We start from the raw sequence: 15,576 nt of genomic DNA, 5'->3' as shown, positions 1-15,576 counted from the left end.
CCTTGCACAGACGGTTGCACGGGCGCGGAGCGCTGTTCGACGTGGAGCCGGCCGGGCTCATACCGAGGATCGTCGGGTTACGGCCGTACCAGCACCGTGCCCATCCCCTCGAACACCCTGGCGAGCTGCCGTTCGTGGTGCTGACCGGGGCCCGGGGGCTCGGCAAGAGCGCGGTGCTCGGGGAGTTGCGGGACGCCTACAAGGGGCACACTCCGGTCGCGCTCGTGGACTGTGCGGAGGCGCAGTTCACGGCGGCGCCCGCGGGGCGTCCCGCCGAGTCCTGGTCGCCGGTCGCACAGGCGCTGCTGGTCGTCGCCGAGCAGCTCGCGGAACCGGTGACGGGCGCCGGGCGGATCACCTTCCCGCGTCTCATGTCCGGCCTGGTCGCGGTGGCCGCCGGCGGCTGGGGGGACGCCGACTCGGAGCGGATCCGGCGCGAGGTGGAGCGGATCCTGCTGCTGAACGAGAGCGGCTCCTGGATCAGCGGGTTCGCGGGACGGTGGGCCGGGAAGGTGGCCGCGAAGGTGGTCGCCGCCGCCACCGGCACCGGACCGCTGGTCTCCGGCGCCATCGAGGCCACCCTGGAGTCGATCGCCGAGGGCTTCGCCAGCCGCCGGCACCAGAAGGCGTCGGTCTGGTACCGCACGTACCCCAACGCGGGCGGCCACGCGCAGCGCGGACTGATCCTGCTGTCGGGGCACTTCCGGGCCGGCGGCACCTCCCGGGAGCACGCCGAGCGCTATCTCGTACGCGCCCTGCTCGCCGACCTGACGGAGGCGTACGCGGGCGTGCTGCCGCGGATGCAGCGGCTCGGCCGCCCGCTGGTACTGGTCGACAACGTGGGGACCGGGCCGGGCCCCGGCCTGCTGGACGCCGTACTGCGCGACCGCGCCGACGGCGTCGCCGACCAGGTGGCGTTCGTCGCCGGACTGCGCGGCGACGGCCGGGAGCTGCTGCGCAACGGCGTACGACGGGAGCTGGCCGAGGTCGCCCGGCGCACCGCGTGGGCACCGGACGCGGCCGTACCGTCCTCGCGGGCGCTGCTGGTGGCGTTGCCGCCGCTCTCCCCCGACGACACCCTGCACCTCGTCGCCACTCCGGCCGCACCCCAACTCCCGCACGCCGTACACCGGTTGACCGGCGGGAACCCGCTGGGCATCGCCGTGCTCGCGGAGGCGGCGGCCCAGCACCCGGACCGGGCCGGCGCGCTGGGCGACCTGCTCACCGCCGAGGTGCGCCTCACGGAGGACGGACCGGCCGCCCCCGTCTACCGCGAACTCCTCGACCGACTGGTCCCGCAGGACCGGCTCGACGAACTGACCGTGCTCGCCGCCGCGCACGACCACGACTCGGCGTGCGCCCTGGCCGAGGCGCTGCTCGCGGACGACTTCGGTCCGGCGGACGTACGGGCGCTGCAGAGCCGGCTGGCCGGGGAGGGGCTGCCGGTGGTGCCCGGGCAGTTCGTCGGCGACCCCTTCGTGCGGACCCTGCTGCTGCTCCGGCTGCATCTGCGGGACCCCGACCACGGCGGCTGGCGCACCGCCCACGAGACGCTGGTCGCCTCCTACACGGACGACCGCCCGGACGAGCGGGCCCGCTTCCGGCTCCACCACCAACTGGCCCTGGGCCGAACCGAGTCGGCGGTCGCCCACCTCCGCGACACCTTCCCGGTCCTGGACACCCGCGGCTGGCTGCGCACCCTGCGGTTCGTCGCCTCGGCGCCCTACTTCCACGCCCATGACGCCGAGGGCCGCGACTTCACCGGGCAAGGCGACCGGCGGGCGGCGGTGGCGCTGGGCCGCACGGACGCCGCACAGCAGGTGCCGGACGGCGTGGATCCCGTCCTGCATCTGCGCGTCCGGCGGCTGCTGCACGCGGTGTGGCACCTGACCGATCCGCTGGTGCTGCCCGACCCGAAGGTCGGCGACCGGCTCCGCTTCGAGCTGGAGCAGCTGTCCAACCTGCGGCCGGCCGGCAACGCGCTGCTGTGGCGGGCCTCCCGGGACTGGCCCGCGGCCGCGCTGGCGGGCCGCCCGCCCGCCGACCCGGAGGACGACGAGGGCGACGACGAGCGGAGCGGGGTGGCGTGATGGCACGGCGGGGCGTGGGCACGTGGGTGCGCGAAGGCGTCTGGGAGATCCCGCTGCGCCGCTATCTCGCCCTGCTGGTCACGGCGGGGCTGATCGCCGGCCTGGTCGTCGGGGTCCGGCTGGCGCTCCACGACGACCGGTCCTGCGCGCCGGGCGTGGCCCGGCCCGAGGACAGCGACGAGTGCGTGGGCGTGGCGACCACGGCGTTCGACTTCGGGCATCCGCAGCTGACGGACACCGTGCGGGCGATCGCCCGCGAGAACGCCCGCCTGAAGGCCGGGAGTTATGTGACGGTGGCGGTGATGCTGCCGTACACCGCGACGGCGGCGGCGAACCTCGCGGACATCCAGCACGAGCTGCAGGGCGCCTACCTGGCCCAGTACCAGGCCAACCACGACTCCAACGGGGAGTCCCCGGCGATCCGGCTGGTACTGGCCAACCCCGGTGCGACCAGCCAGTACTGGCAGCAGATGGTCGCGCAGCTGGCGCGGATGACCGGCTCCGCGGACCGGCTGCGGGCGGTGGCCGGGGTCGGGCAGAGCACCGACAACAACAAGAGGGCCGTCAGGGAGCTGACCCGGCTGGGGATCCCGGTGGTGGGCTCGTCGATCACCGCCGACGACCTCGCCAACGGGCAGGGCGGCAAGGACCCCTACCCCGGTCTGGCGCGGGTGTCCCCGACCAACACCGACGAGGCCCGGGCGCTCGCCTCCTTCGCCAAGGTCGGCGGGGGCCGGGCGCTGCTGGTGTACGACAAGCCGGGCGACCCGTACACGCGGACGCTCCAGACGTCGTTCGCCGCGCTGATCAAGGACTCGCCGTACGAACCCCAGCCGTTCACACCGCCGGCCGACCGCAGCAGGGAGGGCACGACCGCGAACACGTTCCGGCAGATCACCAACCTGATCTGCGACACCTCGCGATCGACCGACACGATCCTGTTCGCCGGCCGGCACACGCAGCTGCGGCAGTTCATCAACGCGCTGGGCGGACGGGGCTGCCAGGACCGGAAGTTCACGGTGCTGACGGGTGACGAGGGGTCGTACCTCACCGGCGAGAAGGACCTGGACCGGGACGCCCTCCGGCACAATCTATCGGTCCGGTACACCGCCCTCGCCCATCCGGCCGCGTGGCTGAAGGGCAGCCCGAAGACCGGCGGTTCGGCCGCGGAGGCGGCGACGCTGACGCGGCTGCTGAAGAGCGCGGAGAAGTCGCCGGTGGGGCCGATCGGGCCGGTGGCGCTGGAGGACGGGCAGCTGATCATCGCGTACGACGCTCTACGGCTCGCGGTGCACGGCATCCGCGAGGCGGTGCCGGCGGGCAGGTCGGTGCCGACGCTGGCCGACGTGGGGTTGCAGTGGCCTCAGGTGAAGGGGTCGCTGCGGGTGGACGGGGCGAGCGGGTGGATCTGCCTTGACGTGCACGGGAACCCGTACGACAAGGCGGTGCCGATCGTGGAGCTGCGGCCGGAGGGCGGGTCGAGGTTCGTGACCATCGCCTGGCCGGAGGGGAAACCGCCCAGCAAGGAGTGCCTGCCGCCGTCCTAAGCGGGTCCGGCGAAGTCCGCTCCGGTTGGGCGACGCCCTGAAGGGGCGCTGGGGGTACCCCCGGCCGAAGGCTGGGGGAGGAACTGCGCGACCAGCCACGACGGCACCGCAGTCGACTGACGGCTTATCGCGGCACTTCCAGCGGAGCGCTTAGCCGCGACCGGAAGGAATTCCCGTGGACCAGCAGCACGAGAACCTGATCAACGTGTTCGTCAGCGACGGCCTCTCGAGTCGAGATCCGGCGCCGAGGACATGGTCGAGACCCTGACGGGAGCCGCGACGGACACGGCCTGCGAGCTGCTCCCCGGAGCCGAGCGGGGTCAGGCCTGGCGGTGGGCCTTCATGTCCGCCTTCGTACTGCCGCCCACCCTGGGTGCCCTGGCGGAGCAGAAGGCCCTGCCCCCCGCCGACGCCACCCTGACCGCCCGGCTGCTCCTCGGGGTGGGTCACGGTCTGCAGACACGCGGCCAGGACCTGCCCCCGCTGCCGGCCACCCCGACTCCTTCGCCTGCCCTGCGCACCCTGCGGTCACAGGCGGAGACGTTCGTGACGGCCGAGCTCTCCCGGCGCTTCGGGGCAGCCCCTGCCATCCTGGCCAGACTCACCCACGTCCTGGGAGAGAAAAATCACCGCGCCCCGGGACGACGAGGCCGGGGGCTGGACCCTCCTCGCCGCGCTCGAAGCCGTGGACCGGCACACCGGCAACGCCTTCCTCCGCTTCGCCCAGGGCGACAGCCGCAGCGCCTACCAGCTGGGCCGCGCGCTCATGTACGGCATCGCGCTCCAGCTGACCGCTCCCTCGTCCCCGTCATCCCCCTCGGCCGCCCCCGCTTCCCGCCCGACCGGCATCCGCCGCCTCTTCGGCCGCCGCTGACCGTGCTGCCGTCCGGACGCCTGGGCGCCGCGGCGGTCGGGTGCCGCCGCGGCGCGTGGTGCGGTTGCCTCACGCGAGGCGTAGACGAACGTCTCGCTCTTCGCGTGGGAGACGTCGGACAGCGCCCCCGAAGACGGTGGAGCCACCTCGGCAACGTCTACCGCAAGCTGGGCGTCCGCAACCGCACGGAGCTCTCCCACCGCTATCCCGGGCTGCGTGACTGAACTGCTCCCGGCTTCGGTCTCCGCCGGGAGGCGCCGCTACGGAACACCGATATCAATCAAGCGTTCGAATCTGGTCCGCCAGCGCTGTTCCGTGTCCACCTCGCCCTTGAACTCGTGCGTGAAGCGCAGGGCGCTGCCCGACGCCCCGTCGCGCTCCAGGTGGAAGCGGATCCGGCCGCCGCTCTCCACCGTGTACTCGGCGACCCGGTCCACGTCCCACGCCGTGACCCGGCCCGTGCCCAGGTCACGCAGGGTGACCGTGCCTCCCAGGCGGGGTTGCAGGACGTCGGCGGGGGTGAACCAGGCGGCCAGGCCGTCCGGGGTCGTCAGACTGGGCCAGACCTGGTGCGGCGGCCGCGGAAGCCGCACCAGGAAGTGGAGGATGTGCGTTCTGCCGTGGGTCTGACTGGTGGCCTGTTCGACGGAACCGGTCATGACACCAGCCTGACCCCGGCCCCCGGGATCCGCACCCCTGGGGTCGCTCCCCGTACGACGAAGGCCGGTCCCCGCGACCTGGGTCACGGGAACCGGCCTTTGCCGGCAACGGATCTACACGCCCGCGTAGGAGTGCTTGCCGGTGACGAAGATGTTGACGCCGTAGTAGTTGAACAGCCAGCAGCCGAAGGCGAGCATCGCCAGGTAGGCGGCCTTGCGGCCCTTCCAGCCCGCGGTGGCGCGGGCGTGCAGGTAGCAGGCGTAGGCGACCCACGTGATGAAGGACCAGGTCTCCTTGGGGTCCCAGTTCCAGTAGCGGCCCCAGGCGCTGCCCGCCCAGATCGCGCCCGCGATGATCGTGAAGGTCCACAGGGGGAAGACCGCCGCGTTCACCCGGTACGCGAACTTGTCCAGCGAGGCCGATGCCGGGAGGCGCTCCAGGACCGAGGTGGCGAAGCGGCCGGGGGTGCCGCCGGTCTCCAGCTTGTTCTCGTAGGAGTCCTTGAAGAGGTACAGGATCGTGGCGACCGCGCCGACGTAGAAGACCGCGCCGCAGAAGATCGCGGTAGAGACGTGGATGTACAGCCAGTACGAGTGCAGGGCCGGGACCAGCGGCTCGCTCGCCGTGTAGAGGACGGTGACCGCGAGACCGAGGTCCAGCAGGACCGTGGTGATGAGGAAGAGGCCCATCCAGCGGACGTTCTTCTTCAGGGCCAGCAGCCCGAGGTAGATGGCGACGGCGACCGTGGAGAACGTGATGTTGAACTCGTACATGTTGCCCCACGGCGCCCGCTGCACGGAGGCCGCCCGGGTGATCACGCCGGCCAGCTCCACGAGGAAGGCGAGGACCGTGAGGGAGATCGCGATCCGGCCGTAGAGGTCGCCCTGCTCGTCGCCGCCGTGGGCGCCGGGACCGTCCGGCACGTCACGCGAGCCCGCCGCGGAGCGGACCACGATCTGCGGGCGTTCGAGTACGGCGGTGCCGCCGGCCTTCTTGACCGTCACCGCCGGCGCCTTCTTCGCCGTGCCCTCGGTGGTGAGCGCGTTGGCGGTCCGGGCGACGCGGCTGCGGCTGCCCAGCAGCCACTCGAAGATGTAGGCGAAGAAGGCCAGCGTGTAGACGGCCATCGAGGAGTAGATGAGCGTGTTGCTCATGCTGGCGAGATGCTCGTTGGTCGCGGCGAGCGTGGTTGCGGCGGCGGAAGTCATCGCTTCTCAGCCCCTTCGGCAGGTACGGGGGATTCTGCGGAACGGTCGTCTTCGTCGGGGTCGGGAGCCCCCGGCGCCTGGTCGTAGAGGATTCCCGCGAGGTCGCCCAGCTCCTCGGGCACCTTCGCCGACTCGCTGCGGCCGAGGCCGGCCATCTCGACGACGGTGACGCCGTCGGGGCCCGGCACGGCCCGCACCCAGACGCGGCGGCGCTGGATGAACAGCGAGGCGGCGAGGCCGAAGATCGCGGTGAGGGCACCGCCCAGCGCCCAGCCGCTGCCGGGCTCCTGGACGATCTCGAAGCCGGCCCATTCCTTCACGTCCTTCTCGAACGTCACGGAACCGGCGCCGTTCGGCAGCTGCATGGTCTGCCCGGGCTTCAGGTTGTCCCGCAGCTGCGCCCCCTTGGAGTCCTTGAACTCCTTCATGTGGGTCTTGTCGAGCTGGTACACGCTCTGCGGGATGCCCGAGTTGACGCCGAGGTCACCGTGGTACGGCGTCAGGTTCAGCACCGGGTTCTCCAGCGCCGGGAAGGTGGACAGGACCGAGGAGCCGCCGCCGTAGGTCGGCAGGAAGAACGCCGAGATGCCGAGCTGCTCGCCGACACCCTGGGCGTTCTTGTAGCCGTCCATCACCTTGACCACGCCCTGGGAGGTGACGTTGGCGTCGAGCGGGAGCAGTGGCACGGCGTCGTGGTAGACGACGTTGCCCTTGCCGTCGCGGACCGTGATGACCGGGGCGTAGCCGTGGCTGACGAGGTAGACCTTGGCGTCGTCGATGTGCAGCGGCTCGTTCACCTTGATGGTGGTCCGCTTCGACTTGCCGTAGGCGCCCTCGCTGTAGGCGATGTCCGCGCTGAACGTGACCGGCGTGCCCTTGCTGGGGCCGCTGGTCTGGTAGCTGGCGTGGAAGTTCTTCAGGTCGAAGCTGAACGGCACCAGGTCGTCGGTGGTGAACAGGGAGCCGGACTTGAAGTCGTCGTACTGGAGGATCGAGTTGGCGAACCCGTCGCCCTCGACGACCAGCTTGGTGCCGTCCGACTTGTACATCTGGCCGGAGGCGAACGCGATCAGCAGCACGATCAGCGCGATGTGGAAGGCGAGGTTGCCGAACTCGCGGACGTAGCCCTTCTCGGCGGCGACCGCGTCCCCGGCCAGGTGGGCGCGGAAGCGCCGCTTCTTCAGCAGCCTCAGCGCCGCCGCACGGACCTCCTCGGGCTCCGCCGTGGTCCGCCAGGTCGTGTACGCCGGGAGGCGGTCCAGCCGCTTCGGCGCGCCCGGCGGACGGCCGCGCAGCTGGCCCACGAACTGCCAGGCGCGCGGGATGATGCAGCCGACCAGGGAGACGAACAGCAGGATGTAGATCGCCGAGAACCACACCGAGCTGTAGACGTGGAACAGGCCGAGCTTGTCGTAGACCGGCGACAGCGTCTTGTGGGCCTTGCGGAAGTCGTCGACCTTGGAGATGTCGGCGCCGGACTGCGGGATCAGCGAGCCGGGGATCGCGCCCAGCGACAGCAGCAGGAGCAGCAGCAGCGCGACCCGCATGGAGGTGAGCTGCCGCCAGAACCAGCGGGCCCAGCCGATGACACCGATGCCGGGGGCGATCGGCGGCTCGTCCTGGGAGGGCGCGGTGGACAGCTGCGAGCCGGCCGCGCCGAGTTCCTGATCGTCGGAGGCGTTCTTCGAAGTCGTACTCATCGATCAGATCCCCACAGTGAAGCCGTCGGACCAGCCCTGCATCTCCTGCACGAGGCTGTCCCAGGCCCCGGTCAGCAGCAGCACACCGGTCACGATCATCATCGTGCCGCCGATGCGCATCACCCAGACATAGTGGCGCTTGACCCAGCCGAAGGCGCCGAGCGCCTTGCGGAAGGCGACCGCGGTGACCACGAAGGGCACTCCGAGGCCGAGGCAGTACGCGACCGTCAGTATGGCGCCGCGGCCCGCGCTGCCCTGCTGGGCGGAGAGGCTCAGCACGGCGGAGAGCGTCGGGCCGATGCACGGCGTCCAGCCGATCCCGAACAGCGCGCCCAGCAGGGGCGCTCCTATCAGGCCGGCCACCGGCCGCCGGTGGAAGCGGAACTCGCGCTGGGTGAACCAGGGCATCAGGCCCATGAAGAACACACCCATGACGATCATCAGGACTCCGAGCACCTTGCCGAGGGTGCCGGACTCTTCCTGGAGGTCCTGGCCGAAGTAGCCGAACAGGGCTCCGCCCGACACGAACACGGCGGTGAAGCCGAGCACGAAGAGCGCGGCACCGGTGGCCATCCGGCCGCGCCGGGCCTCGGCGAGGTCCGTGCCGGCGACCCCCGTGACGTACGACAGGTATCCGGGCACGAGGGGCAGCACGCACGGGGAGAAGAAGGAGACGAGTCCGCCGAGCAGGGCGATCGGCAGGGCGAGCAGCAGCGCGCCGTTCATGACGGTCGTGTTCGGCCCGTCGGTCGCGGCCGCGAGCGTCAGGAGTGCACTCACGTCACTTCTCCGCGAGAACCGGCTTGATCATCTTCAGCAGGTTCTCCTCACTGAGTGCCGCCAGCGAGCGCGCGGCGACGTTGCCCTGCCGGTCGAGGACCAGGGTGGAGGGGATGGCCTGCGGGTTGAGCGTGCCCTTCTTGAAGCGGAGCATCAGCTTGCCCGTCGGGTCGTACAGGCTCGGGTAGCCGATGCCGTTCTGCTTCTCGAAGGCGACCGCGGAACCGGTGCTGGTGTCGCGGGTGTTGATGCCGACGAACTGGACGCCCTTGCTCGCGTACGTCTTGGAGACGGAGGCGAAGTAGGGGGCCTCGGCGCGGCACGGGCTGCACCAGGAGCCCCACACGTTGATGACGACGACCTTGCCGCGGTAGCTCGCGACGTCCAGCGTGCTGCCGTCGATGGTCTTGCCGGACAGGTCGGGGGCCGCCGCGCGGTGGCCCTTCGCGACCGTGTCGATGCCGTCCTTGCCGGCGACGAAGTTGGTGTTGCCGCCTCCGCCGGAGGTGCCGCCGTTGCCGCACGCGGACAGGGTCAGGGCCGCCGCGGCGGCCATGGCGCCAAGCAGGACGGCGCGGCTACGGGTACTCATGTGAAAAGTTTCGCATGCCCGTTCTGGGGATCTTGCGCACCCCCCTTGGTCCGGGAAACGTCCCTTTCAGGCCGCCGCCCCCTGCTTGAGGAAGGTCTTCCAGCCGCCCTTCGGCTGCTGCCCCACGTCCAGCGTGCGGAGCTTGCTCAGGACCTCGGGCTTCTGCACGTCCATCCAGTCCACGAACTGCCGGAAGGAGACCAGCCGGACGTCGGCGCCCTTCTCCTTCTCACGGGCGATGTGCTTGAAGGCCTCCTCGACGGAGTCCATGTAGATACCGCCGTTCCACTGCTCGAAGTGGTTGCCTATGAAGAACGGCGCCCGGTTTGTCGTGTACGCCCGCTCGAATCCCGCTATGTACGACCCTGCCGACTGCCGCCGCCAGCCCGGGTAGTTGTAGGCGGGGGCCTTCGTCGAGTTGACCGACTGGTTGGCGAGCATGTTGTAGTCCATGGACAGGACCTCGAAGGAGTGACCGGGGAACGGTATCTGCTGGAGGGGCAGGTCCCAGATGCCCAGCTTCTTCTCCGGCCAGACCTGACGGCCGCCGGGCGAGGAGGCGTCGTAGCGCCAGCCGAGCTCGCGGGCAGTAGGCAGCAGGTTGTTCTGGCCGAGGAGGCAGGGGGTGCGGCCGCCGACCAGCTCCTTGTCGTAGTCGAACGGCAGGGACGGCAGGTCGGTCCAGCCGCTGTTGGTCCGCCACTCCTTCACGAACGCCTTGGCCTGGTCTATCTCGCTGCGCCACTGCTTCGGCGTCCAGTTGCCGACCGTGCCGTAACCGCCGCAGAAGTGGCCGTTGAAGTGGGTGCCTATCTCGTGCCCCTCGAGCCAGGCGCGGCGGACGTTGGTGAGCGTCGCCTTGATGTGCTCGTCGGTGAGGTAGCCGATGTCGGAGGCGCCACGGGGGTTGTTCGGCGGGTTGTACAGCCGCTTCTTCGACTCGGGGAGGAGATAGAGACCCGAGAGGAAGAAGGTCATCGACGCGCCGTGTTCCCTGGCGAGGTCCAGGAAGCGCGGGAAGAGGCCGTTGCCGACCTCGCCGGCGCCGTCCCAGGAGAAGATCACGAACTGCGGCGGGGTCTGGCCGGGCTCCAGCGGCTCGGGGGCGCCGGGCTGGTGTGCCTGCTTGCCGCTGTTCGAGGTGGAGCCGTCGCCGAGGGGGCGCGCGGTGGGCTTGGGCTTGGGCTTTCCGGAGGGAGTCCCGCTGGAACCGCCGGCATGGGTCGTGCCGTCCGACGGTGTGTGAGTACCGCAGCCGGCGAGGCCGAGGCCCGCCGCGGCGCCCGCACCGACGCCGAGTATTCCCCTTCGGGTGAAGGTCCGCATGGTTCCCCGATTCGTCACGTCCTCTGGTGGTCACCCAGTCAGAGGGCGTGACGAACGAACGGGTTCCTTCACTTCTTCGCTGTTTCAAGCCGAATGCGACGAAGGGGCGGATAAGTACCGTATGCCGTGGGAGCGTTACGCTCCGAAGGCCTTGCCCTTCCCCTTCACCGGCTTGGCGCCGGCGCGGAGGTGGACCGGGACGAGGTCGATGGCCGGCTCGCTGTACCCGACGGAGACGATCCTGTCGCCCTCGTATGTGAAAGTCGTCAGGGAGGCGAGGGTGCACTGCCGCTTGCGCGGATCGTGCCAGAGCCGGCGCTTCTCGACGTACGACCGCAGGGTCCAGATCGGCAGCTGGTGGCTGACCAGCACGGCCTCGTGCCCGCGCGCCCGGTCCCGGGCCGCGTCCAGCGCGCCCTTCATCCGGACGACCTGGTCGACGTACGGCTCGCCCCAGGACGGCCGGAACGGGTTGACGAGGTACTTCCAGTTGGCGGGCTTCTTCAGCGCCCCGTCGCCGACACCGAAGGTCTTGCCCTGGAAGATGTTCTCCGCCTCGATGAGCCGCTCGTCGGTGGCGAGGTCGAGCCCGTGCGCCTTGGCGATCGGGGTGGCGGTCTCCTGCGCACGCTCCAGCGGCGAGGCGACGACGTACGTCACGTCCCGCGAGGCGAGGTGCTCGGCGACCCGGTCGGCCATCTGCCGGCCCAGCTCGGAGAGGTGGTAGCCGGGGAGTCTGCCGTACAGCACCCCGTCGGGGTTGTCGACCTCGCCGTGCCGCATCACGTGGACGACGGTGATGTCCTGCTGCTCGCTCATGCTGCCGTGGCCTCCGCGGCCGCTCGGGCCGCCGCCGGAAGGGCGTCGGCGATCTTCTGGATGGCCCGCTCGTCGTGGGCCGTGGAGACGAACCAGGACTCGAAGGACGACGGCGGCAGGTAGACGCCGTCGGAGAGGAGGGAGTGGAAGAAGGCGGTGAACCGGAAGGACTCCTGGCCCCGCGCGTCCTCGTAGTCGCGCACCGGGCGGTTGGTGAAGAAGACGGAGAACATGTTGGAGGCGTTCTGCACCTGGTGCGCGACACCCTCCTTGCTCAGCGCCTCGGTGACCAGCGCCTGGATCTGCGCGGAGACGGCGTCCACCTTCTCGTACGCCGCGTCGTCGAGCAGCCGCAGCTGGGCGAGTCCGGCGGCGGTGGCGACGGGGTTCCCGGAGAGGGTGCCGGCCTGGTACACGGGCCCGGCCGGGGCGAGGTGCGCCATGACGTCCTCCCGCCCGCCGAAGGCGGCGGCCGGGAAGCCGCCCCCCATCACCTTCCCGAAGGTCATCAGGTCGGGCACCACCCCGTCGATCCCGAACCACCCGGCCCGGCTGGTCCGGAACCCGGTCATGACCTCGTCGGAGATGTACAGCGCGCCGTTCTCGCGGCAGGCGTTCTTCAGCCCCTGGTTGAACCCGGGAGCGGGCGGCACGACACCCATGTTGCCCGGCGAGGCCTCGGTGATCACACAGGCGATCTCCCCGGGGTGCCGGTGGAAGGCCTCCTGCACGGCTTCGAGGTCGTTGTACGGCAGCACGATCGTGTCCCCGGCCTGGGCACCGGTGACACCCGGGGTGTCCGGCAGCGCGAAGGTCGCCACCCCCGACCCGGCCGCGGCCAGCAGCGAGTCGACGTGACCGTGGTAACACCCGGCGAACTTGATCACCTTGGTGCGCCGGGTGAAGCCGCGGGCCAGCCGGATGGCGCTCATCGTGGCCTCGGTGCCGCTGCTGACGAGCCGCACCTGCTCCAGGGGGTCGATCCGGGCGACCATCTCCTCCGCGAGGGCGACCTCGCCCTCACCGGGCGTACCGAAGGAGGTACCGCGGGAGACGGCGTCCTGGACGGCGGCGATGACCTCGGGGTGGGAGTGCCCGAGGATCATGGGCCCCCAGGAGCAGACGAGGTCGACGTACTCGCGGCCGTCGGCGTCGGTGAGGTAGGCCCCCTTGCCGGAGACCATGAAGCGGGGGGTGCCGCCGACGGCACGGAAGGCGCGCACCGGGGAGTTCACGCCGCCGGGCGTGACCGCGGAGGCGCGGTCGAAGAGCGCCTGTGAGACGGGCGCGTCGTAGGGATAGGGCGTTTCGCTCTGGGCGCTCATGACGTGCGGCTTCTCCGGCTTCTCGGACTCCGGTTGCTGGGTGACCTCCTCAGGGTAGGCGGAGGACGGTGGTCTTCTCGCAGCGGAGGACTGCGGTACCCGCGCGGTGCCCGGGGCATCTGCGAGACTGTGACCCGATACACCCAGCTCATCCGGTACATAGCCGGCCGGAGGCTGTAAAGATCCTGCGGACTGATGTTTCGACGCACGTTTCGGCGGGCGGCCGTGGGGGAGGTCACTGACACGATGATCGGGTTGCGCGGCGGGGGCCACGCGTCCTAGAAAAGCAGTCGGGTGGAGATATGCATCGCGGTGGCGGACTGGGCGAGGGGACTGACGACCTGGGTCCTCGACGTGCCCGGCGGGGAAGGCACCGACGCGACGCGGAGGAAGCGGCTGAGGCAGCACGTCAGGAACAGAGCGGCGTACCGAGTGAGTCCGAGCGGCGCGACCGACGTATTGATCAGTGGGACCAGAGGGGCCAGCGGATCGACAGCCGGATCGACCGTCTTCAGACCGGGAGCAGGAATGGTGGTCGGGTGGGGGTGACGTACAAATACTTCGGCGCACCGGACGGCGCGACCGCGGCCCGGGTCCCGATCTCGATGCGCCCCGAGGAACTCGGCGGCGACGAGCTCGGCATGAACGGCATGTTCACGAAGATCAAGCCGGAGACCATGGCCGCGATGGTGCTGACGGGCATCGAAGGCGTACCTCTGAACAAGGTGCCACCCCTGGAGCTGGTCGTCCTGCACCCGGACTACGCGGTGGTCAAGCTCCCCATGACGGTCGTCGACCCCCTGCGCGGCATCGGCGAGGAAGCGGTGGGAGCGGCGGCCTTCATCTGGTCGACGGTCCCGGACCGGGGCGGCCCGAGGGACGCGTTCAACGTGTACCAGCTGCTGCACGAGTGGCAGGACTTCAGCCATCGGTTGCATGAGGCCGGGCATCAGCCGTACTGCCTGGTGTGGCCCTGAGCTGGGGCTTCTTGCGGATCGGGCGGGGTTCTTCGGGCCTCGCCCTTTTTGGTGCCGGGGCCGCGTCCATGTCGGTTTCCTGCCGGACGGCGTCTTGTCGCCGGCGCCGGCGTGGCCTGGTCGCTCGGAAGCACGCTGATCGCGCCCATCGGCACGCCCGGCGTCCCGCAGCGGCGGCGCGGGTGAGCGCCGATTACCCATGACGCCGTCGCCTTCGGCAGGATGAGCGCCATGACCGAGATCCACACGCCCCGCCTTCTCCTCCGTCGCTGGCATGACGACGACCTCACGTCCATGGCGGAGATCAACGCGGACCCTCAGGTCATGCGCTGGATCGACGACGGCTCGGTGCGCGACCTGGACCACACGGCGGAGGCCATTGAGCAGTGGGAGGAGGAGTGGGACGAGGAAGGCTTCGGGCTCTTCGCCGTCGAGCTGCTGGCTTCGGGTGAGCTCGCCGGCTTCACGGGTCTGTCCGTGCCCGAGTTCCTGCCGGAGGTACTGCCCGCCGTGGCGATCAGCTGGCGGCTCGGCTCACAGTTCTGGGGCCAGGGATATGCGTCCGAAGCCGCCCATGCCACGCTGGAATTCGCGCTCCAGGACCGCGGCCTGGACCGCGTCATCAGCATCAGCCGTATAGGGGACGACGCCTCCGAGAACGTCATCCGCAAGCTCGGCATGGTGCCGGAGCGGGAGACGGTGCACCCGGTGTACGGCTATCCGCTGCAGGTTCACGCCATCGATCTCACCGAGTTCCAGGCGTGAGCCAGACCGTTGCCGCGTGATTCCCCGCACGCCGGTTCAGCGGATGCGGGCCACGCCCGCGTAGATGCCGCTGCCCTCCGGTTCCGGGGCCGGGGTGGCGGCGAACCACTCCGTCGCCGTCACCAGGCCGGGTGACACCAGATCCATGCCGTCGAAGAACCGCTCCACTTCCGGGCGGGTGCGGAAGGCGAGCTGGATACCGCCCTTGGCGTACTCGGCGACGACCTGTGCGACGAGGTCCGGGAACAGGTCGGACGCGGCGTGCGACAAAATCAGATGGCTGCCCGACGGCAGCGTGTCGACCAGGGCACGGACTATGCCGTGGGCGTCCTGCTCGTCACTGATGAAGTGCATCAGCGCGATGAGCGACAGCGCGACCGGGCGGTCGAAATCCAGGACGTGCCGGGCGTGCCGGACGATCGCCTCCGGGTCGCGCACATCCGCCTGGATGTAGTCGGTCTCCCCCTCGGGGCGGCTGATCAGCAGCGCCTCCGCGTGCCGCAGGACGATCGGGTCGTTGTCGGTGTAGACGATCTTGGCCGACGGCACGACGTTCTGCACGATCTGGTGGAGATTCGGCTCGGTGGGAATTCCGGTGCCGATGTCCAGGAACTGATCGACGCCCTGCGTGGCGAGCCACGCGGCAGCGCGGTGCATGAACTGACGGTTCTGCCGGGCGGCGTCCCTCGCCTCGGGCGGCAGCTTCTCGCCGACCGCCTCGTCGACCGGGTAGTTGTCCTTGCCGCCGAGCAGCCAGTCGTAGACCCGCGCAGGGTGTGCCCTGCTGGTGTCGACCGACGGAAACGGCTGAGGGTTGGTCGTCATGGCAACTCCATCGCGCCGATGAGGGGTGATGAGGGGTACAGAGCGAGTTCGCGGTGATCGTACTCGGGCGTCTCATCTGCCTTGTACG

At 70.4% G+C, this 15,576-nt stretch carries 14 protein-coding genes; 5 read left to right on the top strand and 9 right to left on the bottom strand.

Annotated elements, in window-relative coordinates; translation table 11 throughout:
• The first annotated feature begins 2 nt into the window (after window positions 1-2).
• From ACGFZQ_RS46775 to ACGFZQ_RS46765, 3 genes are all read left to right on the top strand, one after another.
• Window positions 3-2,090, top strand: coding sequence for a hypothetical protein (locus ACGFZQ_RS46775; RefSeq protein WP_393845637.1), 2,088 nt, complete (start codon window positions 3-5; stop codon window positions 2,088-2,090).
• Window positions 2,090-3,637: a hypothetical protein gene (locus ACGFZQ_RS46770; RefSeq protein ID WP_393845636.1), complete on the top strand. Its 1,548-nt coding sequence runs from the start codon at window positions 2,090-2,092 to the stop codon at window positions 3,635-3,637. Before ACGFZQ_RS46775 ends, ACGFZQ_RS46770 begins: the two co-directional genes overlap by 1 nt.
• Before the next feature lie 685 nt (window positions 3,638-4,322).
• Window positions 4,323-4,511, top strand: a complete 189-nt coding sequence (locus tag ACGFZQ_RS46765; RefSeq protein ID WP_393845635.1) for a hypothetical protein — start codon at window positions 4,323-4,325, stop codon at window positions 4,509-4,511.
• Window positions 4,512-4,771: 260 nt separating this feature from the next.
• Here the strand turns inward: ACGFZQ_RS46765 and ACGFZQ_RS46760 are convergent, their stop codons facing one another.
• From ACGFZQ_RS46760 to hemL, 8 genes are all read right to left on the bottom strand, one after another.
• Window positions 4,772-5,170 carry an SRPBCC domain-containing protein gene (locus tag ACGFZQ_RS46760; protein ID WP_393845634.1) on the bottom strand — a complete coding sequence of 133 codons (399 nt, stop codon included), beginning with the start codon at window positions 5,168-5,170 and terminating at the stop codon, window positions 4,772-4,774.
• 114 nt (window positions 5,171-5,284) lie between these two features.
• On the bottom strand, window positions 5,285-6,379 hold the full coding sequence (gene ccsB / locus ACGFZQ_RS46755) for a c-type cytochrome biogenesis protein CcsB (protein WP_351741134.1): 1,095 nt from the start codon (window positions 6,377-6,379) through the stop codon (window positions 5,285-5,287).
• Window positions 6,376-8,079 (bottom strand): cytochrome c biogenesis protein ResB, encoded by a 1,704-nt coding sequence (locus ACGFZQ_RS46750; RefSeq protein WP_393845633.1) that lies wholly within the window; start codon window positions 8,077-8,079, stop codon window positions 6,376-6,378. Before ACGFZQ_RS46750 ends, ccsB begins: the two co-directional genes overlap by 4 nt.
• Window positions 8,080-8,082: 3 nt before the next feature.
• Entirely contained in the window at window positions 8,083-8,859 is a 777-nt protein-coding gene (locus tag ACGFZQ_RS46745) for a cytochrome c biogenesis CcdA family protein (protein ID WP_393845632.1), read from the bottom strand.
• Between the two features lies 1 nt (window position 8,860).
• The gene (locus ACGFZQ_RS46740) at window positions 8,861-9,451 is read right to left on the bottom strand and encodes a TlpA disulfide reductase family protein (RefSeq protein WP_351741142.1); all 591 of its coding nucleotides are present in this window, start codon (window positions 9,449-9,451) and stop codon (window positions 8,861-8,863) included.
• Between the two features lie 66 nt (window positions 9,452-9,517).
• The gene (locus tag ACGFZQ_RS46735) at window positions 9,518-10,777 is read right to left on the bottom strand and encodes a hypothetical protein (RefSeq protein WP_393845631.1); all 1,260 of its coding nucleotides are present in this window, start codon (window positions 10,775-10,777) and stop codon (window positions 9,518-9,520) included.
• 135 nt (window positions 10,778-10,912) lie between these two features.
• Entirely contained in the window at window positions 10,913-11,596 is a 684-nt protein-coding gene (locus tag ACGFZQ_RS46730) for a histidine phosphatase family protein (protein ID WP_393845630.1), read from the bottom strand.
• Window positions 11,593-12,921 carry a glutamate-1-semialdehyde 2,1-aminomutase gene (gene hemL / locus ACGFZQ_RS46725; protein ID WP_393845629.1) on the bottom strand — a complete coding sequence of 443 codons (1,329 nt, stop codon included), beginning with the start codon at window positions 12,919-12,921 and terminating at the stop codon, window positions 11,593-11,595. The genes ACGFZQ_RS46730 and hemL overlap by 4 nt, the downstream gene beginning before the upstream one ends.
• Before the next feature lie 302 nt (window positions 12,922-13,223).
• Between hemL and ACGFZQ_RS46720 the strand changes: the two genes are divergently transcribed.
• Window positions 13,224-13,898, top strand: coding sequence for a hypothetical protein (locus ACGFZQ_RS46720; protein WP_393845628.1), 675 nt, complete (start codon window positions 13,224-13,226; stop codon window positions 13,896-13,898).
• A 231-nt stretch (window positions 13,899-14,129) separates the two neighbouring features.
• Window positions 14,130-14,663 carry a GNAT family N-acetyltransferase gene (locus ACGFZQ_RS46715; protein WP_393845627.1) on the top strand — a complete coding sequence of 178 codons (534 nt, stop codon included), beginning with the start codon at window positions 14,130-14,132 and terminating at the stop codon, window positions 14,661-14,663.
• A 36-nt stretch (window positions 14,664-14,699) separates the two neighbouring features.
• Here ACGFZQ_RS46715 and ACGFZQ_RS46710 read toward each other — a convergent pair whose 3' ends face one another.
• A complete protein-coding gene (locus tag ACGFZQ_RS46710; RefSeq protein WP_393845626.1) occupies window positions 14,700-15,488 on the bottom strand; it encodes an SAM-dependent methyltransferase in 789 nt (262 codons plus the stop codon).
• Window positions 15,489-15,576: the final 88 nt, after the last annotated feature.

It is taken from the genome of Streptomyces sp. NPDC048254 (assembly GCF_043201895.1).
Classification (GTDB): domain Bacteria; phylum Actinomycetota; class Actinomycetes; order Streptomycetales; family Streptomycetaceae; genus Streptomyces.
This window is presented reverse-complemented; position numbering and strand designations above follow the sequence as displayed.